The organism is Jeotgalibaca caeni, assembly GCF_028863945.1.
GTDB classification, from domain to species: domain Bacteria; phylum Bacillota; class Bacilli; order Lactobacillales; family Aerococcaceae; genus Jeotgalibaca; species Jeotgalibaca caeni.
On sequence record NZ_JARBEA010000040.1, the window covers coordinates 1 to 24,975 of the forward strand.

Below are 24,975 nucleotides of genomic sequence, written 5' to 3' on the forward strand. Positions count from 1 at the left end.
GTGTCGGATAACAATATGAAAAACAAGGACGGGACAAGGTTTAGAGAGCATATTAGAAAAACTATGAATTATTCAGGTAAATATATCTTCTCGTTGATTACTGGTGTGCTTGCAGTCGTAATTGGGGTTTTATTTATGACGTTGCGATCAAAAGATGTCACAGACTCGTGGGCTGAAAACAACGTTCTTCTCTCGCAACGGAACTATGAAATTGCAGCTTCCTATCAATTAGCATTTACAGATTCTACGTTTATTGTTTATGATCGTTACGTTCCTATTACATCGAATGACGCTGGTTCAGAGAATAGAGATCTGCCTCTAGAAGTGGGTGAATATAGCCCCTATACGGTGACTAAAAAAGACAATGTGTATACCATTAAAAGTGGCGACGCAATCAACTACCGTTTAACGCAAACCGCTCCTAGAATATTTGTAGATGAGATCGGAACCGAATATACAACCGATTCCTACGTAGATGACTTTTAGTAGTAGAAAAGCTTGCATAGTAATAAAATTTATATATGCATTCTAACCCCCTGCCGATAGGTAAAGGGGGTTTTATACGAAAAAAACTGGTTACTCAGATGTGTTTCATGTTTATTTGCTTTTTTTCTCTATCTAGTATGTAGAGGAGCTCAACACCTGTTCAAATGTGAAAAAAATGGAAAAGTTGAGCGTTTTCGTTATCCTCACTTGTCCAAAAACAAGCCCCGTCTACATTAAATAAAGATGTTTTATTAAAATTAAAGTTACGTAATTCACTTACTTCGAGTTCGAAAATTAAAACAGTTTTTTTCAGAAATGAAACAGCGTTTAAGAATCTGAATGGTTCGTTAGAGAAAGGTAAAAGAATTGTCATTCTCCTCATGAAAACGCATTTTGATAGGATTATGCTTTGAATTTTTATTTAAAAGTGGTAAGATACTATTAACGCTTATTAGGGTGAAATTGATCTAAGGAGATTTTTATAATGACAGATGGTAAGACTAAAGTTAGTACAGCTTCGTTAAAAGTAATGGCTGGTTGGGGAATCGACACAATTTATGGAATTCCTTCAGGTACTTTGGCTCCTTTAATGGAAGCTTTGGGTGAACAAAAAGAAACAGATATTAAATTCCTTCAAGTAAAACATGAAGAAGTTGGAGCAATGGCAGCCGTAATGCAATGGAAATACGGCGGAAAATTAGGTGTATGTGTTGGATCAGGTGGTCCTGGTGCTTCTCACTTAATCAACGGTCTTTACGACGCTGCAATGGATAACACACCAGTTCTAGCTATCTTGGGATCTCGTCCACAAAGAGAATTAAACATGGATGCTTTCCAAGAATTGAACCAAAATCCAATGTTTGATCATATCGCAGTATACAACCGTCGTGTTGCTTACGCTGAACAACTACCAAAACTAATCGACGATGCAATCCGTACTGCTATCTCGAAACGTGGAGTGGCTGTATTAGAAGTACCTGGCGACTTCGGTTACCACGAAATTGCGAACGATGCATTCTACTCTTCAGGTCACAGCTACCGTGATTACGTTTCTTCTGCAATCAATGAAGCAGATATCGATGCGGCTGTTGAAGTATTAAACAACTCAAAACGTCCTGTTATCTATGCAGGTATCGGAACAATGGGACATGGTCCAGCAGTTCAAGAATTGTCTCGTAAACTAAAAGCTCCAGTTATTACAACTGGTAAAAACTTCGAAACGTTCGACTATGACTTTGAAGCATTAACTGGTTCCACATACCGTGTTGGTTGGAAACCAGCTAACGAAGCTGTTAAAGAAGCAGATACTGTTCTTTTCGTTGGTTCTAACTTCCCATTTGCTGAAGTAGAAAAAACATTTGCAAACGTTGAAAACTTCATCCAAATTGACAACAACCCAACGATGCTTGGTAAACGTCATAATGCAGATGTTGCCATCCTTGGCGATGCTGGTGAAGCCGTTCATTCATTACTTGAAAAAGTAGCACCTGTTGAAGAATCAGCATGGTGGAATGCAAACTTGAAGAACATTCAAAACTGGCGTGACTACATGACGAAGTTGGAAACAAAAGAACAAGGTCCACTACAACTTTATCAAGTATACAACGCAATCAACAAATACGCTGACGAAGATGCAATCTACTCCATTGATGTTGGTAACTCAACTCAAACATCAATCCGTCACTTACACATGACTCCTAAAAACATGTGGAGAACTTCTCCATTGTTTGCTTCTATGGGTATTGCACTTCCTGGTGGGATTGCTGCTAAGAACGTTTACCCTGATCGTCAAGCATTTAACCTAATGGGTGACGGCGCGTTCTCTATGAACTATCAAGACGTTGTTACGAACGTACGTTATGACATGCCTGTTATCAACGTAGTATTCACAAACACGGAATATGGATTCATCAAGAACAAATATGAAGATACAAACACAAATACATTTGGTACTGAATTTACTGACGTAGACTACGCTAAAATTGGTGAAGCACAAGGTGCTGTTGGTTTCACAGTAAGCCGTATCGAAGATATGGATCAAGTAATGGCTGCTGCTGTTAAAGCAAACAAAGAAGGCAAAACAGTTGTAATCGACGCTAAAATTACGAAAGATCGTCCAATTCCAGTAGAAACATTGAAATTAGACCCTGCTTTCTACAGCGAAGAAGAAATCAAAGCTTACAAAGAAAAATATGAAGCTGAAGAATTGATTCCATTTAGCGCATTCCTAAAAGCTGAAGGTCTTGAATCTAAAGTATCTAAATAATTTTAGTTTAATAAAAAGGTGAGTCGCCAGATGAAGGTGACTCACCTTTTTTGTTATCAACCTTTCAAACAATGAGCTTCTATCTGGGTATGTGGACTGATTAATAGTATGATAAAGGTACAAAAACTTTAGAAGGAGTGGTTTTATGACGGCATATGAAGTACCAAAAGTATGGCAGTGGGAAGAGGAAAATCCAAGTATGGGTGGCAACCGACCAACTTCTGGAAGTCGTTTTGAACAGAAATTGCCGGTAGGAGAGGCGCCGTTCCAATTGTATTCACTAGGAACGCCGAACGGTATCAAAATAACGGTGATGTTGGAAGAGCTAAAAGAGTTAGGTGTAGAAGGTGCAGACTACGATCTCTATAAGATTAACATTGGAGATGGCGATCAATTTGGTTCAGATTTTGTCGAGATTAATCCAAACTCCAAAATTCCAGCCCTCGTTGACCAGAGTCAAAGTCCAAGTCTGAAAATCTTTGAATCAGGCTCGATTCTTCTTTATTTAGCTGAGAAATTTGGTCAACTGATTCCAATCGATATTCATGGCCGGACAGAAACCTTGAATTGGCTGTTCTGGCAAATTGGAGCAGGACCCTATGTGGGCGGCGGCTTCGGTCACTTCTTTGCCTATGCGCCAGAGAAGCTGAAGTACCCAATTGACCGCTTCACAATGGAGACAAAACGCCAGTTAGATCTGCTGGATCAAACCTTGGCAAAACGGCCGTATCTTGCAGGCGACACGTACACCATCGCAGATATTGCGATTTGGTCTTGGTATGGTCGTCTAGCGCAAGGAAAGTTATATGAAGGCTCCTATGAATTCTTGAATATGGATGAATATACGCATGTATTGAAATGGGCCAACCGCATTGCGGAGCGGCCAGGCGTTCAAAAAGGTTTGGCAGTAGAGTATCAATCACTGAATTAATAACCAATAGAATTGAAGGAGCACGGCTATGAATTCGAAATACAAAAAATTATTTGAAGAAGTAACATTTAATAACGGTGTGAAAATTGATACACACTTTGCAATGGCGCCGATGGTAGTCGCGGGTTCATCTCTGGAAGGTGATGTAACGGAAGACGATATCAACTATTTCAAGAGACGTGCAGATGCAGCCTCCATGTTGATTACCGGTGCCGCTACCGTTAGCGAGTACGGGAATGCATTTGGTTATGGACTTGGGAATTATCGTGATGAGCAGTTGGAAGGTTTGACTCAATTAGCTACAGCGATGAAGTCAAAAGGGAATAAAGCCATCTGCCAAATTTTCCACCCAGGCCGGGAATCGAGGGTTACCTTCCAACAACGCGGCGTAGCCTATGGACCAAGTTCATTAGAGTTTGACTTCTTGGAATATCCGATTACAGGATTGACCGAAGAGCAGGTTGAAGAAGTGATTGAACAATTTGTGAAGGCAGCTGAGCGTGCAATGGATGCAGGGTTTGACGGCGTGGAAGTTCATGGCGCGAACCACTACCTGATCCAGCAATTTTTCTCAAAATTATCCAATAAGCGTAATGATAAATGGGGTGGCAGCCTAGAGAAGCGTGCCGCTTTTGCGCTAGAAATTACGAAACGGGTAAAAGAATTAGCAGCAAGACGCAACAAAAAGGACTTCATTGTTGGGTACCGGATCAGCCCGGAAGAAATTCACGGTGACGTAGTAGGCTTTACATTGGATGAAGCCCTTTATTTGATTGATCAAGTAGCCGAATTAGGTGTTGATTATATTCACACATCCTTATGGGGAGCAGAAGCATACAAGTCGAAAGCCCGAATGGGGGAACATGAAGGCGAAGTAATCAACCAAGTCATTTATGAGTTGATTGCCGGCAGAACCAAGTTAATCGCAGCGGGTGACATCTTGAGTGCCGATGCAGCTTTGGATGCTTTGAACTATGCAGATATCGTGGCGTTGGCTTCTGCTGTCATTTTGGATCCTGAAATGAAGCAGAAAATTGCGAATGGCCAAGAAGATGACATCAATTTTGATGTAACAGGCCGTTACGAGGAGTTAGATTTGCCGAAGAATTTCCCAATCATGATGCTCGGGTTAAATAAAAGTGGGAAGATTCCTCAAGCAACCTTCGACTATATCAAATCAGCCATGCCTAAACAGTAAAGGAACAAAATAAAAGAAACGCTGCAAACCCCGGCTAACTTGAATGGGGTCTGCAGCGTTTTTCAATCTATGGAAACTTATACAATTTTGAACGTAACATCAATATTTCCACGCGTTGCATTGGAGTAAGGACATACTTGGTGAGCTGCTTCTACCAACTCTTGTGCTGTTTCTTTTGAAGCTCCTTCTATTTCCACTTCCATTTCAACGCCTAGTTTGAAGCTATTTTTCAATTTCGACTTTGCATCTTTAAGCGAGACATCTCCTCATGTCTTAGATGTGTACTCCGACAATCCAAATGTAACGAATATGAGTAAAATGTTTGAATATTTAAAAATAAAGGAACTGGATCTCTCAAACTTAGACACGAGCAATGTAACCGATATGAGCGGCATGTTCTCAAATTCTAATATTGAGAAAGTTCAATTAGATACTAGTAATGCAGAAGAAATGAGTGAACTGTTTGCAAGTTCAACAGCCAATGTGCTTGATTTAAGTAGTTTGGATACCCAAAATATATGGAACATAGGGGGATGTTTTATAAGAGCGAAGCGAAAGAAATGAGTGTCAGCAACTTTAACACAACAATTGTAATGGATATATCTTACGTGTTTGCGAACTCTCAAGTAGAAACTTTAGATCTAAGTAATTTTGATATGAGGGATACAGGAGGTGGAGAGCTGGAAGGGATGTTTTTTAGAGCAGCGACAAAAAGAGGATATGCTGGATCAGTTACCGAGAAGAAAAGTTTAAACGAACTTATTTACAAGGAAAGAGGAGATGTCCAACCAGCTTTCTCCATAAAGAATGAGCCGTAATCGATAGCTAATGAGGCTGGGACAAAAATGTTCTGGTCTCTTTTTTCACCATTCCTACCTTAATTCCTCTTCCATGTTAAAAGAATTCTCCACCCGAGAGAAACAAGACACTGTTTAGATGATTGCTCTTGTGTAATAATCCAAACGTGAAAGCACGTAAATTTCTGACTGTATTCCTGAAGGATAGATGAAGGAATGGGTATGTTGAAGCTCAAGTTGGATCACATCACCAAACCATAGGAAGCAAGCGAGTGGGTTACCGCTTTAAGCGATGTGTCGTTGGGATTTAGAGAACATAAATTTGGGTCCTTCTGGATAATGGGGTGTACTGCAATCATTCCATTGGTTTTGTGTTTCAAACCTATAATTTGAAGGGTTACCAAACCGTTTTGCAAAATTTCTGTTCTAACATAAAGCCGGCAAACATATTCTGAACGAAAATAATTTTTTCTCAAACGTAGCTTAAAGCCCGCTTGAGAAGCTGGAAAGAGTATAATGTGAGAGAGACGGAACAAATGAACCTCGAAACGGAGGGATAAAAGTGGCACGTAAAAAAACCTTTACGCAAGAAGAACTGTATGCAGCAACCCATGACCTCATATTGGAAGTAGGGTATGATGTGTTTTCTTTCCAGTTGTTAGCGAAAGAACTCGATATTACCAGAACAGCCTTATATAAGCATTATGCGAATAAGAATGAACTTCTGCAAGCTTATCTCAATTATCAACTCGAACAAGTCGTTGAAGAAATAGAAGAAACTGTCTGGCCCGCAACGTATGCGGAAAAAATTTCTCTTTTGATGGATATCGTGTTTGGCTATGCCGATACACATGCTATTTCAGCGATGGTTCCAACGCAGAAGTGGACCAAGGAAAATGAAGGAAATCCGGACATTATAAAATCAAAAGGCTTGCATATGCGCTTCTTCGGCTTTATTCAACAAGTTATTGAGGAGGGGAAAGATACAGGGTTCCTCAATCCAGAAATACCATCCATGATTATGATTGAAACGATTTTCCATAGTATTAACTTACCGAACCAGGCCGGTTTATCTCGTGAGGAGTATACGTATTTTGTAAAAAAGATGCTGTTCGAAGGAATTTTGAAAAAATAAAGAAAATATAAAACATAATTAGTGACATATGTGTCACTTTAGGAGTATACTTAATCCAGCTTTCATTAATATTTTGAAAAGAGGGAGAATTATGTTTTTAGCACGTAGAGAGCTATGGTTTTCGAAAAGACGTTTTATGCTGATTGGTTTCATTATCGTTTTGATTACTTGGCTTGTTTTTGTTTTATCTGGATTAGGAAATGGGTTATCCGATTTAGGTACGGCTGTTATTCGTTACTCCGGTCTAGATGCGGCTATTTTTGAAGAGGAGGCAGAATTTACGTTAGGGAAATCGACATTGCCAGAAAGGATGGTAGATGAAGTTCTCAAAGTTGACGGTGTGGAGGAAGCAGCTGGTATCGCAACAACTCCCGGTGGAATTTTGCGTGGTTCGAACGTTGATGAAGAAACGGGAAAGAAAACTTCTGTTCTATTCGTTGGAGTGGAACCCGGTAGTTTCTTGGAACCAGCTGTTGTTTCTGGTCAAGCACTAGAATTAGACAAGCCAAATCAAGTCTTAGTTGACGATAGCCTATTAGATGAAGGGTTTGCCTTAGGCGACACGATTACCTTAAGTGGAATCGGAATAGAATATGAAATCGTTGGATTCGTAGAAAATAAAACCTTAAACCATATGCCAGCCGTTTTTGTCACGATGGATGCGTTACGCGATATAAAATACATTGTTCCTGGTTCTGATAGGGGAATTGAGAAACCCGTTAGTGCTATATTTGTAAAGGGAAATAATGTAGACAAAGAGCAATTAGCAAGTGCGATTGATGGCATCGAGGTTGCGGATATGGGTGAAACCTTAAATGGTGTGCCAGGTTATTCTGCTGAGAGCGGTACGATTAACTTGATGCTGTGGTTGTTAATCTTTATCTCAGCTTTTGTGATGGCTGTTTTCTTCTACGTTTTAACTACACAAAAAGTTCATCAGTTTGGTGTGATGAAAGCAATTGGCGCGAGCAATGGCTTTGTCATTAAGAGTGTTGCTTCACAAGTATTCCTTCTATCTACCGTAAGCATTGCCATTGGAGTCGGACTTACCTACTTAATGACACTTGCATTGCCGGAAGGGATGCCATTTAACTTATTGCCTGAAATGGTTCTCCTCTATAGTTTCGTTTTATTGGCAACCAGTTTGATCGGAACGCTATTTTCGATTAGAAGTATTATCAAGATTGATCCAATTACAGCCTTAGGGAGGGTTGAATAATGAGTGGGATTCGTTTAGCCAATGTTACAAAAGTCTATAAAGAAGCGGATTTTACCAACACCGCATTAGACAACTTATCTATCAATGTAGAACCTGGTGAGTTTATTGCTATTATTGGGCCATCGGGTTCAGGAAAAAGTACATTCCTATCGATTGCTGGAGCTTTGCTACAGCCGACAGAAGGTCAAGTAATGATTGATGGGGAAGATATTGCCAGCTTATCTGAGAAAAAACTATCGAATGTTCGTCTTTCTAAAATTGGTTTTATTTTGCAAACTTCTAATTTGCTTCCGTACTTAAACGTGTTGGATCAATTATTAGTAGTGAAGAAAATGGGCGGTAAAGTTACTGCAGAAGACCGCGTATTCGCCAAAGAGTTGTTAACAGAAATTGGATTGGGTGATAAATTGAAAAAATACCCACACCAATTGTCTGGAGGCGAACGTCAACGGACTGCCATTGCTCGTGCATTTATGAATGATCCAAAAATCATTCTAGCTGATGAGCCAACCGCAAGTTTAGATACCAAACGAGCACATGAAGTGGTTTCCTTAATTGCTAAAGAAGTGAAAGCTCGTAAAAAGGCTGCAGTTATGGTTACACATGATGAACGAATGTTATCTTATTGTGACCGTGTATACCGCATCGAAGACGGTATACTAAGTGAACAACATTAAATATTAACTTATATTTTTTCCAGCTTGTTCCCTATACCCAGAGAAAGAGCCGTACTCTCCGTTCAGATGGAGGTACGGCTCTTTCTCTGCCTTTTAGCATAGAATCCATTCGTCGTTTTAGATGTAAAGGGACAAGAATTAAATTTCTAACGCCTTCAACTCTTCTATTGTAACTTCTTCATCTGCATACCCATCGACCATAAAGCCGCTCAAATTAGAGAACTCCTTGTAGAACAAGTCATACGCAGTCATATCGGAAGTGAAATTATCTTCGTTAATTTTTTCTATCAACTCTTTTGTTTTTGCTTGGGTATCGGCATCTAATTCCCAACTATCGGGTCTGAGTCGACCCATTTCGTCGTATTCTGGTTTATCACCGTACACCATATCCCGGTAGATGCGGTCGATATGCATAATCGGTGTTTCGTGGGTACCTTTATCAGACATGACTTTGTAAAGGCCAATGCAATAAACAGGGAAGAAAGGAATTACAGAACTTGCTTTGGTCGTAACTGCTGTCGCTACTACGATTCGGGCTTTCCCATTTAGATCAGCCAGTAATTCATTAATAATAGCGGCTTTTTCATCACAATCTGCCTTCGCACGTCCAAGAGTTCCGTTGCCATAGTAGGGGTGATTCAACTCTGTTCCTAAGTAAGAATAGTTCGTTGTCAAAACGCCGTCTGCCAACACGTCAGCTTCTTTTAATGCATCCATCCAGAGTACCCAATCTTCACCGCCCATTACTTTGACGGTATCAGCAATTTCTTGCTCGGTTGCAGGTTCTAACGTTTGTGTGTAGAAACTTTGCTCCTGCATATTGATGTTCGGGCCAACCATAGGCTCTCCGATGGCTTTGATGGAGGAACGGTAGGTCTCTCCGGTTTCCGGATCCTTTCTTACACCACTTGCCAAGCTGTAAACGACCAGGTCTACCTTACCGCCAAACTCGTTTTTAATGTAATCAATTACTTCTTGTTTAGCTTCGTGACTGAAGGCATCTTGAACAAAGTTCTTCGCAACCAGACCTTCTTTTTCAGCAGCTTCGCGAAAAGCGATATTGTTATACCAGCCAGCGGTTCCGAGATTCCGTTCATTTTTCGGTCCCTTTTCGAAAGAAACACCGATTGTATCTGCCCCTGTACCGAAAGCTAGGCTGATGCGGGTAGCTAAGCCATAGCTAGACGACGCGCCGATAATCAATACTTTTTTGGGACCTTCATAAGTCCCTTTCCTTTTCACATAATCAATCTGATTCCACACTTCTTGCTTGCATCCAAGTGGGTTGACACCAAGGGCTACATTACCCCGAATATTTTGTTTGAACTCCAACATGGTGAATCCTCCTTCAATAAATCGTCATAAAGATATCATAGCAGAAAAAGCTTCTTCTGAATAAATTACCTACTAAAATCGACGGATATAGGACATCGCGTCTAAAAAAACTGTGATATAATGAAGCAAAGGAAGGGGACACCTCGAATGAAAGAATGGCTCGTCATGATTCCGTTGTTTGTATTGTTCTATAGTATCGTGTGTTTTCTAATTTCTTTTTTTGTTGCACTCTACCAAAAAATCCGGAAAAAAGCATCCTTCAAGGAAGCTTTTTGGGATTGTTTCTGGTGGTTCTTTTTAGAAATGCTTAACCCGTTTACTTACTTATAATCACAAAAAAACCGTCCATCCGATAAAAGATGAACGGTTTTCTTATGATTTGGAAAAATTATTGTGCGGTTAATCCGCCATCAATCACGAATTCGGAACCGGTAGAGTAACTAGACTCATCAGAAGCCAGGAAGAGAACCATATTGGCTACTTCTTCAGGCTGTGCTACGCGTTTCAATGGAATACTCTTAGCAAACTGTTCAACAACTGCTTTGGTATCTTCTTGAACAACCATTGGGGTAGCGATTACACCTGGGTGAACAGAGTTAACGCGAATGCCCATCGGTGCCAAGTTGATTGCAGCTGCCTTCGTCATACCACGAACGGCAAATTTTGTATCTGTGTACGCTACAGCTCCAGCAACTAATCCATTCATGGAAGAAACGTTGACGATTGAACCGCCTCCCGCTTTCATCATGGATGCTGCAGCAGCTTTCGTACCTAAGAATACAGAGACTTGGTTAATATCTACGATTCGGCGGTACTCTTCTAAGGTAATATCAAATATATTTTTAGCCATCGTAATTCCGGCGTTGTTTACTAATACATTGACAGGACCAAACGTTTCTTCTGTTTTTTCAATAACGTTTGCCCAGTCTTCTTCAGAAGCTACGTTTTGTTTTACGAAAAGGGCGTTGTCACCTAATTCTGCGGCTAGTGCAGATCCTTTTTCTTCATTTAAGTCTGTAAGGACTACTTTTGCACCTTGCTCGATGAATAGTCTCGCGTGCGCTTCTCCCATACCTTGAGCTGCACCTGTAATGACTGCTACCTTTCCTGCTAAACGATTCATTTAAAAACCTCCTAAAATTAATTTGACTCATATTAGACGACAATATGTTGCATAGTATACAGTAAAAAGCTTTACTCTGAAAATGTCAATCAATTTTGTTTTTATTGTGAATAAAAGTGAAATCAAAAAAAGAGCCAAACTATGGCTCTTTTTGGGTATACTCTTCAAGCATAATTAGTTCAATTGATTCAAAAAATCAATTTGTTCAAAAGTATCTGATTCTGTAATTCCTACCAGTACAGAATCTTTTTCGATTGGCTCTTTTGGATCGAACGATACTAATAATTTTCCACCTCTTGAACGACGCATTCCGATAATGTTAATATCGTATTTTTTACGTAAATCAAGTTGAATCAAGGATTTTCCAATCCAACGTTGAGGTGGATAGAACTCAACAACGGATGTGCTGTCATCTAAGCGAACGATATCTTCGATATTTGTTCGCAGAAGATTCTTAGCAACTCGTGTACCCGCTTCTTTTTCAGGTTGAACCACCATATCCGTTCCGATTTCTTCTAATATTTCTCTATAGCTTTTATTTTTTGCTTTTGCGATGATATATTTGATACCCAATTTTTTACAGTTTAAGACTCCCAGGGAAGTTGCTTCTAAAGAAGTTCCAGTAGCAATCACGACAGCATCACAATCTTCAAGACCAATGGACTGTAAGAGTTCCAAATCCGTAAAATCTCCAACAATTCCTTTTGTGATAAATGCCTCGATACGATTTACATTTTCTTCCGCTTTATCAATGGCAATGACATCACTGCCGTACTCGCTCAAAGTTTTTGCTATGGTAGAACCAAAAATCCCTAAACCTAAAATTCCAATTAATTTACTCATTCTATGACGCTCCTAACCAATGATAAGGGTACCTTTTGAATATTCGATATCTTTTACGGCTCTGTTTTTTCGTATGATACTATCTACCAACGTAGCAGGTCCGATACGTCCTGCGAACATCAAGAACATAATGACAATTTGACTAGTTGCTGCAAGTTGAGGTGTTATATTTGCTGACACACCGACTGTCGCCAAAGCTGATACAGCTTCGAACAATAGGAAAAGAGGATTCATATCCGGGTTTAATAACAATAATAAACTAGTCCCGATTGCCAAAGTAGTCAGTAGGGCGATAAAAATAATCAATGCTTGGCGAACAACTCTTTGGGGAATGGTATGGTAGAAAACATTAATATTTCCTTGCCCGCGAGCTTCATTATAAATCATCAGTACAATGATTGCCATGGTTGTGGTCTTTAATCCACCTGCTGTACCACCAGGCGACCCACCGATAAACATCGTAATCACACTGAAAAACATAGAAAATGGAGTAATAGTGGTATAATCAAGGGTAGCAAATCCAGCAGTTCGCATGGTAACTGTATGGAAGAAGCTAGCCAATAACTTTTCGCCAAAAGTAAAAGTCCCAATACTTTGTTCATTTGTATATTCGGCAATCATGAAAACAATTGTTCCGCTAATTAACAAGAAGAGCGTAACTGCAATTGCTAAACGGGTGTGGATGGTCAATAATCGAATACGTGTCAGAAAAGGAAGTCTTTGAGACATCTTTCGATTAAAGCCAAAGGTGTTAGAGATGTCGAACCAAACAGAGAAACCTATTCCTCCGAGTATAATCAACGCACAAATCACAAGATTGATTAAAGGATTATGCACATATTCAATGAGGCTTAGATTACCCATGATATCAAAGCCAGCATTACAAAAAGCGGAGATGGATAGAAATAGGGAGGTAAATAACCCCATTGCCCATCCTAGTTCAGGAACAAAATAAAAGCTCAGGAGCAACATTCCTATTCCTTCAATGACAAACGTGTATTTAATAATTGTGGCGATATAACTACGAAAATTTCTTGCATCTCCGCGGTTAATAACTTCTTGAACGGCTAACTTATTCTTGAAACCAATTTTATTTTTACTGAATTGGGTCACAAGTGACGCAATGAGGGTCATAAGACCCAATCCACCTATTTGAATGAGGATCATACTGACGACCTGTCCAAATAGTGTATAGGAGTCTGCGATAGATTCAGTGAATAAACCAGTTACACAAACCATTGATACCGCAGAAAAAAGATTATCCAGATAGGTTGCTTCAGATGTTGGAAGCTGACTAATAGGTAAAGTTAATAAGATTGAGCCGGTAAAGATTACAAACGCAAAACTAAAAGCAATTTTTTGCGAAGTAGTCCAGCTCTCTATGTTTTTTAGCAAAACAAATAGCCTCCTTTATTGTCAAAGATTCTCTGAGATATAGATATTCTAATACATACTTCTCCAAAAAGATAGGTAGAGATGGTAAGATTTCTGGTAAGTAAATCGATATTTATTTCTAAAACCTCGTTCTTCATGGTATATTTTGAGAAGGAATAAAGATTCGTTTAGGAGAGGAGATTCAAATGAAAAACCCACTTTTGAAGGTAACACTTCATCAACTCGAAAACAAACAAGTAATTGATTTACGTTCGCAAGATCTCTTTCAAAAAGGTCACGTAAGAGGGGCATTGAACCTGAATCCTAGTAACTTAGTAAAATACGGTAAACAGTTTCTGGGTGAGGAGAAGGAGCTTGTTTTCGTCCTTACAGAAGAAGATAGCAGAAACATAGATTCGTTTATGCAAGGATTAACCGATGCAAAAATCGAGAATGTAGCAGGTTTTCTGCTGGATAAAGATATACCGATGGAAGAGCAAGAATCTACTCCAACCATTTCTGTAGAAGAATTTATGGAGGTAGAAGGGGATTATCTTCTATTAGATTTGCGTCATCCAGATGAAATTACCCGGCCTGCTCCGGAAGGAAATGGCATCAATATCCCACTGGAAGAGTTAGTTGAAAATGTCAGCCAATTGGATGCAGGGCAACCAATCTATACACTCTGCGGTTCCGGTAACCGGGCAACTGCTGCTGCTTCTTATTTGAATAACAAAGGCTACCAACCAATTGTCATTGCAGGCGGAATGGGCGCAGTCGAACAGTATCGAAACAACAACCAATAAAAAAGAACGATCCCTTGACCAATGATTCGGTCAGGGGATCGTTTTCTATTGATTAAGCATCATAATAAACTTCATCCAGGAATAGTCCATGAGAAGGGACGGTCATTCCAGCTTCGCTCCGGACCCCATTCTCAAAAATAGCCTCTATATCTTCCACTGTCATTGTCCCAGCACCAATTTCCAGAATCGTTCCCATCATAATACGAACCATATTATAGAGGAAACCTTCCCCAACAAAAGAAAACTCTAAGAGAGGGCCCGTTTGTCGGATGGTTATTTCATTAACGGTTCGAATCGTTGATTTTTTAGACTTTTTCAAAGAAGAAAAACCAATAAAGTCATGGGTTCCTTCCAATTTCCGGCAAGCGGCATTCATCAGGTCAGCATCAAGGGTTCCCGGATAATGATAGCTGTAATGGCGCTCGAAGGCAGAAGGGATGGCATAGTTCCAGATGCGGTACGTATATTTCTTCCCGGTTGCATGATAGCGGGCATGAAACCGCTCTGGGACTTCTTCCAGTTCTTTCACAATCACATCGCGTGGAAGGTAGCGAATGAGGTGGTCTTGCATCGCAGCCAACTCCATCTTGGATTCTGTTTTGAAATGAGCGACTTGGCCCTTGGCATGCGTTCCTGCATCGGTTCGTCCAGAACCAACAATCTCCACTTCTTCACCCGTCATAGCCGACAAAATTTTTTCGATTTTTCCTTGAATCGCTTTGTCCGAATCCCCCAGTCTCTGCCAGCCTAAGTATCTGCCTCCATCATATTCGATGGTCATTTTAATATTTCTCATTTTATCCCTCATCATTCATAAGTACTAAAGCAATCTAAGTATAGTGGATACATACAAGTGGAACAAGTGCAGGCTTATTATTGGTCGCGTTTGCGTAACGGTGCTAAAATGATGGTATGCCATTTTTTTGCAAAAGATAGTTCCATTAACTTTACAAAAGGAGAATGCTCGATGGATATGTCAATTTTTTCACATTTAAGATGAAATTTTGTATACCAAAGGCCCCAACATTTGATTGGGAGAATGTCGAAGGAATACAGAACGTTTTATTTTGAAGAACCTGAGGATATTGAGAAAGAAGAGTATCAAAACTATCTAGAGAATGGAAATAAGCGAGCAAATTATCATCATTATGTAAGTGAAGAAGGAGCAACGATTATTGTACCTCTACTCACACAAGCAGAAAGGAACAACGCTCCTCTACTCGAAGAAATCATCAAACAAGTTTATGAAGATTTTAAGATTGAGCAAGATATTTTCTGGTATTACACACCGATGGCCTTGGAATACACGTCTTCTTTCAACCCGCAAGTAGTTGTATACGATTGCATGGACCAGTTAGCAGCATTTAAGTTTGCCCCTCAAAACCTGATTGACCTGGAGAAAGAACTCTTCAAAAAGGCTGATCTTGTTTTCACCGGCGGCAGAAGTTTGTATGAAGCGAAGAAGAAGAGCCATGATTTTGTTTACTGCTTCCCAAGCAGTATCGACAAGGAACACTTTGGCCAAGCCATCACGCCACTTCCAGATCCTGAAGATCAACAGTCTATCCCTCACCCAAGAGCAGGATTTTATGGTGTGTTAGACGAACGGTTTGATATTGAGCTACTACAAGAAGTATCTTCCCTGATGCCGGAGTGGAATTTTGTGATGGTTGGACCTGTCGCGAAGATTGATCCTTCCAGTCTTCCGCAAGCTGAAAATATCCATTACTTGGGAATAAAGAAATATGATGAACTTCCTTCTTATTTATCGAATTGCGATGCTGCCGTTATGCCGTTTGCTTTGAACGAATCGACGGAATTCATCAGCCCTACCAAAACACCTGAATTTTTGGCCGCCAATAAAAAGGTCGTATCGACTGCGGTTCATGATGTGGTTCATCCATATGAAGATTTAGGTCTCGTGAAAATTGGGAGAAGCAGCCAAGAGTTTGCGGATCATTTGAAGAATTCATTAGAGATTAGCTTGGAATGGGAAGAAGAAGTGCAGGCGTACCTGAAAGACTTCTCGTGGGATGATACGTGTCAGCAAATGTGTCAACTCATTGAAGAAAAAGTAGCCGAGAAAAATGCAGCACCCCTAAAACAAGTAAACGGGTAAGGAGGGAACAAGGATGGAGACGTACGATTACCTAATCGTAGGCGCGGACTTGTTTGGCGCAACCTTCGCATATGAAGCCAAAAAAAGAGGCAAGAAATGTCTCGTGATTGACCGCAGAGACCACTTAGGCGGGAATATTTATTGTGAAAATGTGGAAGGCATCAATGTCCATAAATATGGGGCACATATTTTCCATACGAGCTCCAAGTACCTTTGGGATTACGTGAACCAGTTCGTGGAATTCAATCGATATACCAACTCTCCCCTTGCGAACTATAACGGTGAGATCTACAATCTCCCCTTTAACATGAACATCTTCAATAAGTTATGGGGCGTTGTTACACCGCAAGAAGCGAAAGAAAAAATTGAAGAACAAAGAAAAGAAGCCGCGATCACCAGACCTCGTAACCTAGAAGAACAGGCAATTTCACTTGTTGGGACTGATATATACGAGAAACTAATCAAAGGCTATACGGAAAAACAATGGGGGAGAAAGGCACTGAACTTCCTTCCTTTATCATTAACCGATTACCGGTACGATTTACCTACGATAATAATTATTTCAACGATCCGTACCAAGGGATTCCGATTGGCGGATATAATGTCATTATTAATAAAATGTTAGAAGGTACAGATACCGAGTTAAGTACCGATTATTTCATAGAAAAAGAAAGACTAGATCCATTAGCGGAGAAGATTGTCTTCACCGGAATGATTGATGAGTATTACGATTATCGGTTTGGCAGCTTGGAGTACCGCAGTTTGGTTTTCGAACACGAGGTACTGGATACAGCCAATTACCAAGGAAATGCGGTAGTGAACTATACAGACAGAGAAACTCCATATACAAGAATCATCGAGCACAAACATTTCGAGTTTGGTGACCAAGAGAAAACGGTCATTACGAAAGAGTACCCGAAGGAATGGGAAAAAGGGGACGAACCGTATTATCCGGTAAATGATGAGAAGAATTCAGCCTTGTACAAAAAATACAAAGAGCTGGCCGACCACGAAGCAAAGGTAATCTTTGGCGGTAGATTAGCGAAGTATCAATACTATGACATGCATCATGTCATCAGCCAAGCTTTGAAAGCAGTCGCAAAAGAGTTTGGTGCTTAATGTTGGACGAGGGAATGGGAAAGAACCATTTCCTCGCCTTTCTTTGTTACTAAGATTCTTCTCATTTTCAGCGAAAAACAGTTTTTCGCTCCTCGTTCTGCTATACTGGTTCAGCGAAGAAAAAGAAAGCAGGAAATTATGGATAAAAAATCATTTGAGTCATACGGGATCAGTCCCGAAATACAAAAAGCACTGACAAGTTTAAGGTACCATAAACCAACCACGGTACAGGAAGCGGTTCTTCCGTTAGCTTTGGAGAATCAAGACATCATTGTTGAGTCTCAAACAGGAAGCGGCAAGACCGTTGCCTTTGGGATTCCCCTTTGTGAGCAAGCGATTTGGGAAGAAAACAAGCCGCAAGCCTTGATTCTGGTTCCAACAAGGGAACTGGCACTACAGATTAAGACCGACCTGATGAATATTGGCCGGTTGAAACGGTTGAAAGTAACAGCTGTCTTCGGTAAGTCCTCATTTAAGATCCAAAAGTCTGAATTAAAACAAAAAAGCCATATTGTAGTCGGTACGCCAGGCCGAATCTTAGAGCATCTAAAAGAAGGAACCTTAGTAGTCGATAAAGTTCGAAGCTTGGTGCTGGATGAAGCGGATGAAATGCTCAATATGGGATTCATCGAACAAGTGGAAGCAATCATTGACTACCTGCCAACCAAACGCCAAACCATGTTGTTTTCTGCCACGATGCCGCCAGAAGTAGAGCGTTTAGCGACGTTTCACATGAGTGCTGATCGCGTTTCAGTTCGAATGGAGAAGACCGCAGAGAACACGCCTCAAATCTTGCATTCCTACATCAACGTGCAGGAAGACTCCAAGGAAAAACTTCTGCTAGATTTGATAACCGTCGAGAATCCAGACGGCTGCATCATCTTTTGTAATACGAAAGATGTGGTTGATGTGGTAGATACGTATCTAGGAAAGGCCGGCTTACCGATTGATAAGCTGCATGGCGGTATGGATCAAGACGATCGCTTAGCTGTGATGAATGACTTCCGTTCTGGTAAACTGCGTTACCTAGTGGCAACCGACGTTGCGGCTCGTGGGATCGATATTGAAAATGTGACTCATGTTATTAATTATGATGTTCCTTTTGAGAAGGAGAGCTTCACGCACCGTACTGGCCGTACTGGTCGAGCCGGGAAAACGGGATTAGCTTTGACGATGGTAAGTGAACAGGACAGAAGACGTTGGCAAGAGGTTCGTGATTATGCCTTTAACGAAAATCACGAAGTTACGGAAATCAACGCTCCGAATGAACGCACCGTTACACGGGCAAAGGCTGCCTTTGAGAAGAAAATTCAAACAAGAGTGGCTCCAAGGATCGCCCGCAACAAAGAGCTGAATAAAGACATTACCAAAATTTACTTCAACGGCGGCAAGAAGAAAAAATTGCGAGCGATTGACTTTGTGGGTACGTTAACCAGTATTAAAGGTGTGGATGCTGAAGATATTGGAATCATTACCATTCAGGAAAATGTTACCTACATTGAAGTCTTGAACGGCAAAGGCGCTTATGTTATTTCCGAAATGCAGAACCGTACTGTTAAAGGAAAAACCTTGAAAGTTCATAAAGCACGGAGAAAATAAGAATCGGTAGAAGGAGTCTCGCAATTCATTTTGCGGGGCTTTTTGACTGCCCGAATGTGATATACTTAGAAAAACGATTTCATGAAAATACAGAGACGAATCACCTCGCCCCATGTAATAAGGAGAAATATATGAGAAAAACAGGAATAATGTTCGCCCTTCTGGCAGCTATGTTGGTGGCTTGTGAAGACTCTGGGTCACAAAATAAGGAAAGCGAATCTTCGAGCGTAGTGGAATCAAAAGAACGTACCGCATCAGTTGTAGCAAAAGATAACAATTCTTCCGAGGAAGAAAATATTCTCGCAGCCTACTCCGCTGAAGAAATTGAATATGCCCGTGTTTGGCTAGAAGTGATTGGGAATCAACAGGTAGAGGAGCTGAATATTTCTTTTATATCCAAAGGAGAACCGATTAACTCCTATGAAATAGAAGAAAGTGCCACTTATCCAGAAGATGTAATCGCTCTATCTGGGAACATCATGGCAGATGGGGTGGTTACCTATAGCAGTAATGGAGATGGAACGATTAACCTTTATCAAGTGCCATCTCATTGGCAGCAAGGTGTCGTACCTGAAGGGCAAACGATGCTTGAATATACAAACGATATCGCCAACAATCCCGTACTTGTTCAGGTTGATACAGGAAATGAGCAAGATGTGATAACCTTAATCGAAAAACAAAATATTATAGAAGAAGATCCAGTTTCATTCACTGTAGAAGATGCGTTTAGGATAGTCAAAGAACAAGAAGGGTTTAATGAAGATATTGTTTTAGGGTATGCCATTTATCATGAAGAGGGATCGTACTATGAACTAAGTGCCGTATCAAAATCCATTCAATCCCAAGGAGGTAGCGGAACAGTAGGACTTTATCAGGTTTACGAAGATGGAAGTATTGTAGATATGTATGAGAATTGAAAGGAAGTAATCAATAATGGAGGATGAAACTGATGGAACGAGTTTCCTTTGTACCGCCTACAGATCACTATGACAACCGAATTGAAAGTGTAGACGAACAAATCTGCCAACTTATCAAAAAACGGAAGGAACTTTCCGATAACAATCCAGGCTTTCCAACGAAACAGCACATTGAAGAATGGGCTAAAAAATATCATTTCTATGAAGATTTCTTAAACAGCACGTTTTCAGGTTTTCTATTTGAAGAACTCTATAAACCTGTTGTAGAACCAAAAGGATTCGTAGGAAACCTGCCTATTCTTCAATCATTTGAAAAAGACGGTAATTTTTACTCCGTTACCTTTGTGCGCCAGTATGAAAATGCGAGCATCGTTCATCTGCATGTCGATCGTGTTCCTATGGATGAACAAGAGCATCCTTATTTTGACCTTTCAATCCGAGGAAAAGATGGCACGCATTATGATTGTCGAAACCAAGGCGGCGGCGGTGGGATGGGTCACGAAACAATCACATTCCTAGTGTCACCGGCTTTGCCTCGTGATAAAGAAACGTATGAATTCGTCTTTACAGAAACGAAAGCGCCATTCCAAAAAGGGAACGGCGTAGCATTTGTTATCTAGTAGATTTTATCATTAACATCCTTTTATTTAATCTATCTTATAAATTCAAGAATAACAAAGTAGTCTTATCGTTATATGAAAACTAAAATAAATGGGAAAGGAGTGGTTGGATGAACAGCAAGACTTTTAATGGATTCCGATTTTTTATGGGTATCGTTTTTCTGATTATCGGTTTAGCAATGGTTGGTTTTAATCTTCAACAGATGATGGATAATATTCTAAGTTGGATTCCTATTATAATGGGTATTCTTTTAATGCTTATTTCTGTTATTGTATTTTTCAAGCAGAGAGGCGTTTTTAATAAGGGGTAGTGAATTGCTTTTATCTGTCACAAAGTAGCTGTTCATTAAGAGTAGACACACTCATAGAAGAGCATAAAAACAACCGTTCTATCCAAGTAAGTATGGATAGAACGGCTTTTATTTTACTGATTTATTGAGATTTTTAATTAGGGAAAATATTGAATAGTAGGTAGACAATGTAAATAGCTAAGAGAACCTTACCTTCGAGATTGCTTATCTCTAATTTCTTTGTGTTGAAGATAAAATAGGCGAGTAAACCGGTTGATAACAAGGCAATTGGAAAATGAATCTGATAGAAAATGGAAGGAACAGCTAAGCCCCCAGAAGATAGAGAAATAGATACGCCTAAAACTAAGAGCAGGTTAAGGATATTTGCGCCTAAAATGTTCCCCATGGCTAATCCTCCATATCCTTTTCGAGCAGAAGCATAAGTGGTACTTAGTTCAGGCAAACTTGTTCCCAAAGCTACAATGGTTCCAGCAATAATCGCTTCAGAAATTCCTAATCGTGTAGCGACTGTTTCCACAGTGGTAACCAACACTGTGGCACTAAAAGCAACGGCAACGGCACTGAAGAAAATGATACTGATTTCTTTGAACATCATTCCAGCATTATACTTGCGTTTAGGGGTCTCTTTTTCAGTATTGGCGCCGTTTGTTTTATTTTGAAATGCGGTCAAGAGATAAATCGGAACACATAGGAGTAAAATTACGCCAATGAGAGGCTGAATGGTTCCTGACGAAGAAAACAAACTCCCTACAATGATAATAATAAGAGGTCCAATCAGGAATGGCAACCGTCTGGCTGTTGTCCTCATAACTGGAATCGCACCTGCCAATGAGCCGACACCTAGAACAAGGGTTGTGTTGGTGATGAACGATCCAATCGCATTTCCTAAGGCAAAATCAGTAGTTCCTTGAAGTACAGCTACAACGGCCGTAGATAGTTCGGGCAAAGTAGTCCCAAGGGAAACAATTGTGGCTCCAATAATGATTTCAGAGACTCTGAACTCTCGGGATAGAGAAACCGCATGATCAATCAACGTATCGGTTGCCTTCGACAAAATAAAGAGTGAGATAAGGAATATAATAGCTAGCACGAACCAACCTTGACTTTCAATGAGTGTCTCCATAAGCCCTCCTTAAGAAATATCCAAGGATATCATTTTGTCTTGCGGTTAAAAATAGAAACAAGTTAAAATGTTTTTCAGAATCATTGTACCAAAAACAAAGGTTTTTACTAAACAGAAGGTATTCTTCTCAAAATGATAATATAAAAGACATACAGGCACAGAAAAGCTTGAAATCAATCCACTGGTTTTACGGAAATTTCAATTGTCAGATGCTGAAGCGATGTACAATAATTTGGTATAGGTTTGATAACCAAACGGAACCTTCCCTGAGCCTAATCCCAGAAAAGGTTCCGTTTATTTATTTTCTTTTTAGCTTGATACGGTAAGACAAACATTCCTCGAAGGAAGTTGTTTCCCGATACGTGCCTGCCTCGAAATCCATCGCTCCTCCAGGGAAATAGCCTACAATTTGTAGATTTGCTTTTTCGCATAGGGCATAAATTTGCTCGGGAGAGTAGCAGGCTAAAGACTGTGTTGTTTTTTTATCAGTCTGATTCGTTTCCCACCAAGTATCCGTCATTCGATTCTGTACAGAATCATAGTCATACTTGCGTTTAACTTTTTTCGTGCCAAGTGGATCCATCTCTCTTCCAGCAACTTTCTGCCAGTAGAGCGGTTGATAAATGTCGATTAATGCATATCCATCGTCATTCAACCAACCATAGATGCGTTTTAGTAAGAAGAGCTGGTCTTGATCCGTACCGACACCAAATCCGTCCAAGTACAAAATGAGATCGAAATTTGCTGGTAATTCCACTGTATAAAAGTCGTCACACATCACGCGAACGTTGGAGTGAGCGCGGGCAGATGCATATTCAGCAATTTCTTCTACTAGTTCAATGGTAGTCACTTCTTTGCCGCGCCGAGCCAACTCATTGGCAACCTCACCACGGCCCGCTCCTAATTCCAGTACAGTAGTAAAGGGGCGTCCCACTTGTTCAAGCAATAAGGCCGCTTCTTCTTCAAAAAAAGAAGCTGATGAATCACTCAGCTGTGATTGAATCCATTCAAATTGTTTTTTATAATATGTTTTTTCCCAATTGGTTTGCATGTATTTTTTCCTCCTTGTAGTGTGATGAATTACAAGGCAGATTTCAAGTTTCTAGTTCCCATATAGGACAACCTCCGAATGGTTCCATTATACAGTTTATTCCTCCATTATGGGAAGGAAATGTTAGGAAGACTGAATGAAAGAAAAAAGACAGACTTCATTATTAAAATGAGTCTGTCTCAAGCAAACGAGTCTAATCTTGTACTTCCGTTCTGGTAATGAACAGGTAATAAACGCCAATCATGAAGGCAGCAAGGAAGCCGATAAATAATTCTCTATATTCAATTACAAAGTTAACGATATGGATAATTATTTCAAAAATAAATGGGCTGTCGATTGAAGTTGACAATGAAAGAAACATAATAAATAAGCCAAATGAACCAACGATTGGGATCAAAGTTTTCGATTTGAAGCGGTAAAAAGACAAAGTCAATATTGCTAGTAATAAGGTTCCTAGAAATTCGGTCATGATGTATCCTAAAGAAAGATAATTTTTCCCGATCGTTGTGAAATAATTCGAAGCTGATCCAGCCCACTCTACTTCAGAAATGCCTGCAGCAGCTGAAACTAACACTGACAGGATGATATAAATGAATAGTTGTGTAATGAAGTAAGAACGTCTGGAAGTACCAAATCGGATAGACGCATCAAAAGAAACCATTCCATCCCATAAAGCATAGGTAATCGAAAGCAAAAAGATTGGCGTTGCTATAAAGGATAATAGATTTACCCAGATTGGCTGACTAAAAATATCCGTTATCGCATTTCGATTATATAGAAAGTAAATGCCGTAAATAAGGGCGAGTCCGCCATAAGAAATCAAGGCTGAATATAGGATAGTTGTTTTAAGATTTGATAATTGAAATTTAATGGTACGATTCATAATGTCCTCCTTAAGTAAATGGAATTAGTCTTGCACAAGTGCATTGAATAAGCTCTGTAAGTTTAACGGTTTTCGATCTCCGCCATTAACTTTAATCATAATTATTTCTTCTTCTGAAAGGTCATCATAGATGACTTGCTCAAAGCTTGATCCAAAGGTCGTTTCGCTCACAACGTGTTTGTTTTCGAAACGATGATTGGAAACGAGGTGAGATTTTAATTGAATGTTTTCTAACGTATCGTGAATTAAAACTTTTGAATCCTTTAATATCACAACGTCGGTTAAATAATTTTCTACCTCTTGAATTAAATGGGTTGATAACATAAACAAGCGTGGGTGTTCTGCGTAATCTTCCATCATGAAGCGGAAGAAATTTTGGCGGTTAACAGAATCCAACCCATTTGTCGGTTCATCTAAGATAGTAATGGGTGCTCGAGTAGCGATTCCAATGGTGTTTTGTACGAGTGTTTTATTCCCAGTCGATAAACTAGAAAATTTATTTTTGACCTTAATGCCGTAACTTTCTAACATCATTTCTGCGTATTCTCGGTCGAAGGAGTCATACATCAGACTGTATGCCTTGAGCAAATCTTTTATTTTCCCTTGAAAAAGACTATTGTGTTTATTGACTTCTCCGCCAGCATAAACAATCTGTTTCAAGGCCTCATCATTATTCTTCGTATTCTCTCCATTAATTTCAATCTCACCATCGTAGTTGGTAATCATTTGATTTGTCAATTTAAGCTAGACAAAGTAGATTCATCTAGGTAACTCAAAAATACTTCCAGTGGCGTCTGATATGCCAAGGATTTTCGTGGGATGTTATTTCGCTTGTTCGCAACCGATGAAACAAAGGTTTGGTCCACTTGGTTGAAGTCCATTTCTTTTGGCAACCCATCTTTTCGCAGCAATCCGTTGGAGTTTTCATTTAATGCACGCTGTGATGGCGTTCCAGGATCAGCGAAGTAAATAGCGATGTCATGTTGGTTGCTTAGGGTTTTCCAATTGGAAAATTCTTTCCCACAATCAAAGGTGATGGACTT

At 39.9% G+C, this 24,975-nt stretch carries 26 protein-coding genes and 1 pseudogene; 16 read left to right on the forward strand and 11 right to left on the reverse strand.

The window, feature by feature from the left end:
- The 4 genes from PVE40_RS08890 to PVE40_RS08905 all read left to right on the forward strand — a co-directional run.
- Window positions 1–486 (forward strand): hypothetical protein (locus PVE40_RS08890; RefSeq protein WP_274731553.1); only part of this gene is annotated, 486 nt, incomplete at its 5' end.
- Window positions 487–970: 484 nt separating this feature from the next.
- On the forward strand, window positions 971–2,752 hold the full coding sequence (gene spxB / locus PVE40_RS08895) for a pyruvate oxidase (RefSeq protein ID WP_274731554.1): 1,782 nt from the start codon (window positions 971–973) through the stop codon (window positions 2,750–2,752).
- 145 nt (window positions 2,753–2,897) lie between these two features.
- Window positions 2,898–3,683, forward strand: a complete 786-nt coding sequence (gene yghU / locus PVE40_RS08900; RefSeq protein ID WP_274731555.1) for a glutathione-dependent disulfide-bond oxidoreductase — start codon at window positions 2,898–2,900, stop codon at window positions 3,681–3,683.
- 28 nt (window positions 3,684–3,711) lie between these two features.
- Window positions 3,712–4,881, forward strand: coding sequence for an NADH-dependent flavin oxidoreductase (locus tag PVE40_RS08905; protein WP_274731556.1), 1,170 nt, complete (start codon window positions 3,712–3,714; stop codon window positions 4,879–4,881).
- Between the two features lie 77 nt (window positions 4,882–4,958).
- Here PVE40_RS08905 and PVE40_RS08910 read toward each other — a convergent pair whose 3' ends face one another.
- On the reverse strand, window positions 4,959–5,114 hold the full coding sequence (locus PVE40_RS08910) for an OsmC family protein (RefSeq protein WP_420828525.1): 156 nt from the start codon (window positions 5,112–5,114) through the stop codon (window positions 4,959–4,961).
- A gap of 76 nt (window positions 5,115–5,190) precedes the next feature.
- On the opposite strand from PVE40_RS08910, the gene PVE40_RS08915 reads away from it, so the two are divergent.
- From PVE40_RS08915 to PVE40_RS08935, 5 genes are all read left to right on the forward strand, one after another.
- Entirely contained in the window at window positions 5,191–5,445 is a 255-nt protein-coding gene (locus PVE40_RS08915) for a BspA family leucine-rich repeat surface protein (RefSeq protein ID WP_274731557.1), read from the forward strand.
- Entirely contained in the window at window positions 5,415–5,699 is a 285-nt protein-coding gene (locus PVE40_RS08920; RefSeq protein WP_274731558.1) for a hypothetical protein, read from the forward strand. Before PVE40_RS08915 ends, PVE40_RS08920 begins: the two co-directional genes overlap by 31 nt.
- 541 nt (window positions 5,700–6,240) lie before the next feature.
- A complete protein-coding gene (locus PVE40_RS08925) occupies window positions 6,241–6,813 on the forward strand; it encodes a TetR/AcrR family transcriptional regulator (protein WP_274731559.1) in 573 nt (190 codons plus the stop codon).
- Window positions 6,814–6,904: 91 nt separating this feature from the next.
- The gene (locus PVE40_RS08930; RefSeq protein ID WP_274731560.1) at window positions 6,905–8,032 is read left to right on the forward strand and encodes an ABC transporter permease; all 1,128 of its coding nucleotides are present in this window, start codon (window positions 6,905–6,907) and stop codon (window positions 8,030–8,032) included.
- Window positions 8,032–8,709, forward strand: a complete 678-nt coding sequence (locus PVE40_RS08935) for an ABC transporter ATP-binding protein (RefSeq protein WP_274731561.1) — start codon at window positions 8,032–8,034, stop codon at window positions 8,707–8,709. Before PVE40_RS08930 ends, PVE40_RS08935 begins: the two co-directional genes overlap by 1 nt.
- 138 nt (window positions 8,710–8,847) lie before the next feature.
- On the opposite strand, the gene fabV is transcribed toward PVE40_RS08935, so the two are convergent.
- From fabV to PVE40_RS08955, 4 genes are all read right to left on the reverse strand, one after another.
- Window positions 8,848–10,044, reverse strand: a complete 1,197-nt coding sequence (fabV, locus tag PVE40_RS08940) for an enoyl-ACP reductase FabV (protein WP_274731562.1) — start codon at window positions 10,042–10,044, stop codon at window positions 8,848–8,850.
- Between the two features lie 388 nt (window positions 10,045–10,432).
- The gene (locus PVE40_RS08945; protein ID WP_274731563.1) at window positions 10,433–11,167 is read right to left on the reverse strand and encodes a glucose 1-dehydrogenase; all 735 of its coding nucleotides are present in this window, start codon (window positions 11,165–11,167) and stop codon (window positions 10,433–10,435) included.
- Between the two features lie 174 nt (window positions 11,168–11,341).
- A complete protein-coding gene (locus PVE40_RS08950) occupies window positions 11,342–12,010 on the reverse strand; it encodes a potassium channel family protein (RefSeq protein WP_274731565.1) in 669 nt (222 codons plus the stop codon).
- Between the two features lie 12 nt (window positions 12,011–12,022).
- Entirely contained in the window at window positions 12,023–13,405 is a 1,383-nt protein-coding gene (locus tag PVE40_RS08955) for a TrkH family potassium uptake protein (RefSeq protein WP_274731566.1), read from the reverse strand.
- A gap of 185 nt (window positions 13,406–13,590) precedes the next feature.
- Here PVE40_RS08955 and PVE40_RS08960 point away from each other — a divergent pair, with 185 nt between their 5' ends.
- Window positions 13,591–14,190: a rhodanese-like domain-containing protein gene (locus PVE40_RS08960; protein WP_274731567.1), complete on the forward strand. Its 600-nt coding sequence runs from the start codon at window positions 13,591–13,593 to the stop codon at window positions 14,188–14,190.
- Window positions 14,191–14,242: 52 nt separating this feature from the next.
- Here PVE40_RS08960 and truA read toward each other — a convergent pair whose 3' ends face one another.
- Window positions 14,243–14,986: a tRNA pseudouridine(38-40) synthase TruA gene (gene truA, locus PVE40_RS08965; protein ID WP_274731568.1), complete on the reverse strand. Its 744-nt coding sequence runs from the start codon at window positions 14,984–14,986 to the stop codon at window positions 14,243–14,245.
- A 243-nt stretch (window positions 14,987–15,229) separates the two neighbouring features.
- On the opposite strand from truA, the gene PVE40_RS08970 reads away from it, so the two are divergent.
- From PVE40_RS08970 to PVE40_RS08995, 6 genes and pseudogenes are all read left to right on the forward strand, one after another.
- Complete coding sequence (locus PVE40_RS08970; RefSeq protein ID WP_274731569.1) at window positions 15,230–16,309, forward strand: glycosyltransferase; 1,080 nt, start codon at window positions 15,230–15,232, stop codon at window positions 16,307–16,309.
- 13 nt (window positions 16,310–16,322) lie between these two features.
- Window positions 16,323–17,428, forward strand: a pseudogene (glf, locus tag PVE40_RS08975) (UDP-galactopyranose mutase).
- Between the two features lie 138 nt (window positions 17,429–17,566).
- Entirely contained in the window at window positions 17,567–19,027 is a 1,461-nt protein-coding gene (locus PVE40_RS08980; RefSeq protein ID WP_274731571.1) for a DEAD/DEAH box helicase, read from the forward strand.
- A 131-nt stretch (window positions 19,028–19,158) separates the two neighbouring features.
- On the forward strand, window positions 19,159–19,944 hold the full coding sequence (locus tag PVE40_RS08985; RefSeq protein ID WP_274731572.1) for a hypothetical protein: 786 nt from the start codon (window positions 19,159–19,161) through the stop codon (window positions 19,942–19,944).
- 32 nt (window positions 19,945–19,976) lie between these two features.
- Window positions 19,977–20,564: a hypothetical protein gene (locus PVE40_RS08990; RefSeq protein WP_274731574.1), complete on the forward strand. Its 588-nt coding sequence runs from the start codon at window positions 19,977–19,979 to the stop codon at window positions 20,562–20,564.
- A 110-nt stretch (window positions 20,565–20,674) separates the two neighbouring features.
- Entirely contained in the window at window positions 20,675–20,875 is a 201-nt protein-coding gene (locus PVE40_RS08995) for a hypothetical protein (RefSeq protein WP_274731575.1), read from the forward strand.
- A gap of 133 nt (window positions 20,876–21,008) precedes the next feature.
- On the opposite strand, the gene PVE40_RS09000 is transcribed toward PVE40_RS08995, so the two are convergent.
- The 5 genes from PVE40_RS09000 to PVE40_RS09020 form a co-directional block, all read right to left on the reverse strand.
- Window positions 21,009–21,998, reverse strand: a complete 990-nt coding sequence (locus tag PVE40_RS09000; protein WP_274731576.1) for a sodium:calcium antiporter — start codon at window positions 21,996–21,998, stop codon at window positions 21,009–21,011.
- Between the two features lie 298 nt (window positions 21,999–22,296).
- The gene (locus PVE40_RS09005; RefSeq protein ID WP_274731577.1) at window positions 22,297–23,049 is read right to left on the reverse strand and encodes a class I SAM-dependent methyltransferase; all 753 of its coding nucleotides are present in this window, start codon (window positions 23,047–23,049) and stop codon (window positions 22,297–22,299) included.
- A 193-nt stretch (window positions 23,050–23,242) separates the two neighbouring features.
- Window positions 23,243–23,932 (reverse strand): hypothetical protein, encoded by a 690-nt coding sequence (locus tag PVE40_RS09010; protein WP_274731578.1) that lies wholly within the window; start codon window positions 23,930–23,932, stop codon window positions 23,243–23,245.
- A 24-nt stretch (window positions 23,933–23,956) separates the two neighbouring features.
- Window positions 23,957–24,658, reverse strand: coding sequence for an ATP-binding cassette domain-containing protein (locus PVE40_RS09015; RefSeq protein WP_274731579.1), 702 nt, complete (start codon window positions 24,656–24,658; stop codon window positions 23,957–23,959).
- 8 nt (window positions 24,659–24,666) lie between these two features.
- On the reverse strand, window positions 24,667–24,975 hold a 309-nt coding region (locus tag PVE40_RS09020; RefSeq protein ID WP_274731580.1), incomplete at its 5' end, for an IS30 family transposase.

What these genes read in the sequence shown, in the direction of transcription:
- PVE40_RS08935 (WP_274731561.1), top strand. Translation starts at nt 8,032, where the DNA reads ATGAGTGGGATTCGTTTAGCCAATGTTACAAAAGTCTATAAAGAAGCG.
- PVE40_RS08905 (WP_274731556.1), top strand. Translation starts at nt 3,712, where the DNA reads ATGAATTCGAAATACAAAAAATTATTTGAAGAAGTAACATTTAATAAC.
- PVE40_RS08950 (WP_274731565.1), bottom strand. Translation starts at nt 12,010, where the DNA reads ATGAGTAAATTAATTGGAATTTTAGGTTTAGGGATTTTTGGTTCTACC.
- PVE40_RS08945 (WP_274731563.1), bottom strand. Translation starts at nt 11,167, where the DNA reads ATGAATCGTTTAGCAGGAAAGGTAGCAGTCATTACAGGTGCAGCTCAA.
- yghU (WP_274731555.1), top strand. Translation starts at nt 2,898, where the DNA reads ATGACGGCATATGAAGTACCAAAAGTATGGCAGTGGGAAGAGGAAAAT.
- PVE40_RS09000 (WP_274731576.1), bottom strand. Translation starts at nt 21,998, where the DNA reads ATGGAGACACTCATTGAAAGTCAAGGTTGGTTCGTGCTAGCTATTATA.
- truA (WP_274731568.1), bottom strand. Translation starts at nt 14,986, where the DNA reads ATGAGAAATATTAAAATGACCATCGAATATGATGGAGGCAGATACTTA.
- PVE40_RS08995 (WP_274731575.1), top strand. Translation starts at nt 20,675, where the DNA reads ATGAACAGCAAGACTTTTAATGGATTCCGATTTTTTATGGGTATCGTT.
- spxB (WP_274731554.1), top strand. Translation starts at nt 971, where the DNA reads ATGACAGATGGTAAGACTAAAGTTAGTACAGCTTCGTTAAAAGTAATG.
- PVE40_RS09005 (WP_274731577.1), bottom strand. Translation starts at nt 23,049, where the DNA reads ATGCAAACCAATTGGGAAAAAACATATTATAAAAAACAATTTGAATGG.
- PVE40_RS08990 (WP_274731574.1), top strand. Translation starts at nt 19,977, where the DNA reads ATGGAACGAGTTTCCTTTGTACCGCCTACAGATCACTATGACAACCGA.
- PVE40_RS08960 (WP_274731567.1), top strand. Translation starts at nt 13,591, where the DNA reads ATGAAAAACCCACTTTTGAAGGTAACACTTCATCAACTCGAAAACAAA.
- PVE40_RS08970 (WP_274731569.1), top strand. Translation starts at nt 15,230, where the DNA reads ATGTCGAAGGAATACAGAACGTTTTATTTTGAAGAACCTGAGGATATT.
- PVE40_RS08980 (WP_274731571.1), top strand. Translation starts at nt 17,567, where the DNA reads ATGGATAAAAAATCATTTGAGTCATACGGGATCAGTCCCGAAATACAA.
- PVE40_RS08985 (WP_274731572.1), top strand. Translation starts at nt 19,159, where the DNA reads ATGAGAAAAACAGGAATAATGTTCGCCCTTCTGGCAGCTATGTTGGTG.
- PVE40_RS09015 (WP_274731579.1), bottom strand. Translation starts at nt 24,658, where the DNA reads ATGATTACCAACTACGATGGTGAGATTGAAATTAATGGAGAGAATACG.
- PVE40_RS09010 (WP_274731578.1), bottom strand. Translation starts at nt 23,932, where the DNA reads ATGAATCGTACCATTAAATTTCAATTATCAAATCTTAAAACAACTATC.
- PVE40_RS08915 (WP_274731557.1), top strand. Translation starts at nt 5,191, where the DNA reads ATGAGTAAAATGTTTGAATATTTAAAAATAAAGGAACTGGATCTCTCA.
- fabV (WP_274731562.1), bottom strand. Translation starts at nt 10,044, where the DNA reads ATGTTGGAGTTCAAACAAAATATTCGGGGTAATGTAGCCCTTGGTGTC.
- PVE40_RS08930 (WP_274731560.1), top strand. Translation starts at nt 6,905, where the DNA reads ATGTTTTTAGCACGTAGAGAGCTATGGTTTTCGAAAAGACGTTTTATG.
- PVE40_RS08920 (WP_274731558.1), top strand. Translation starts at nt 5,415, where the DNA reads ATGTTTTATAAGAGCGAAGCGAAAGAAATGAGTGTCAGCAACTTTAAC.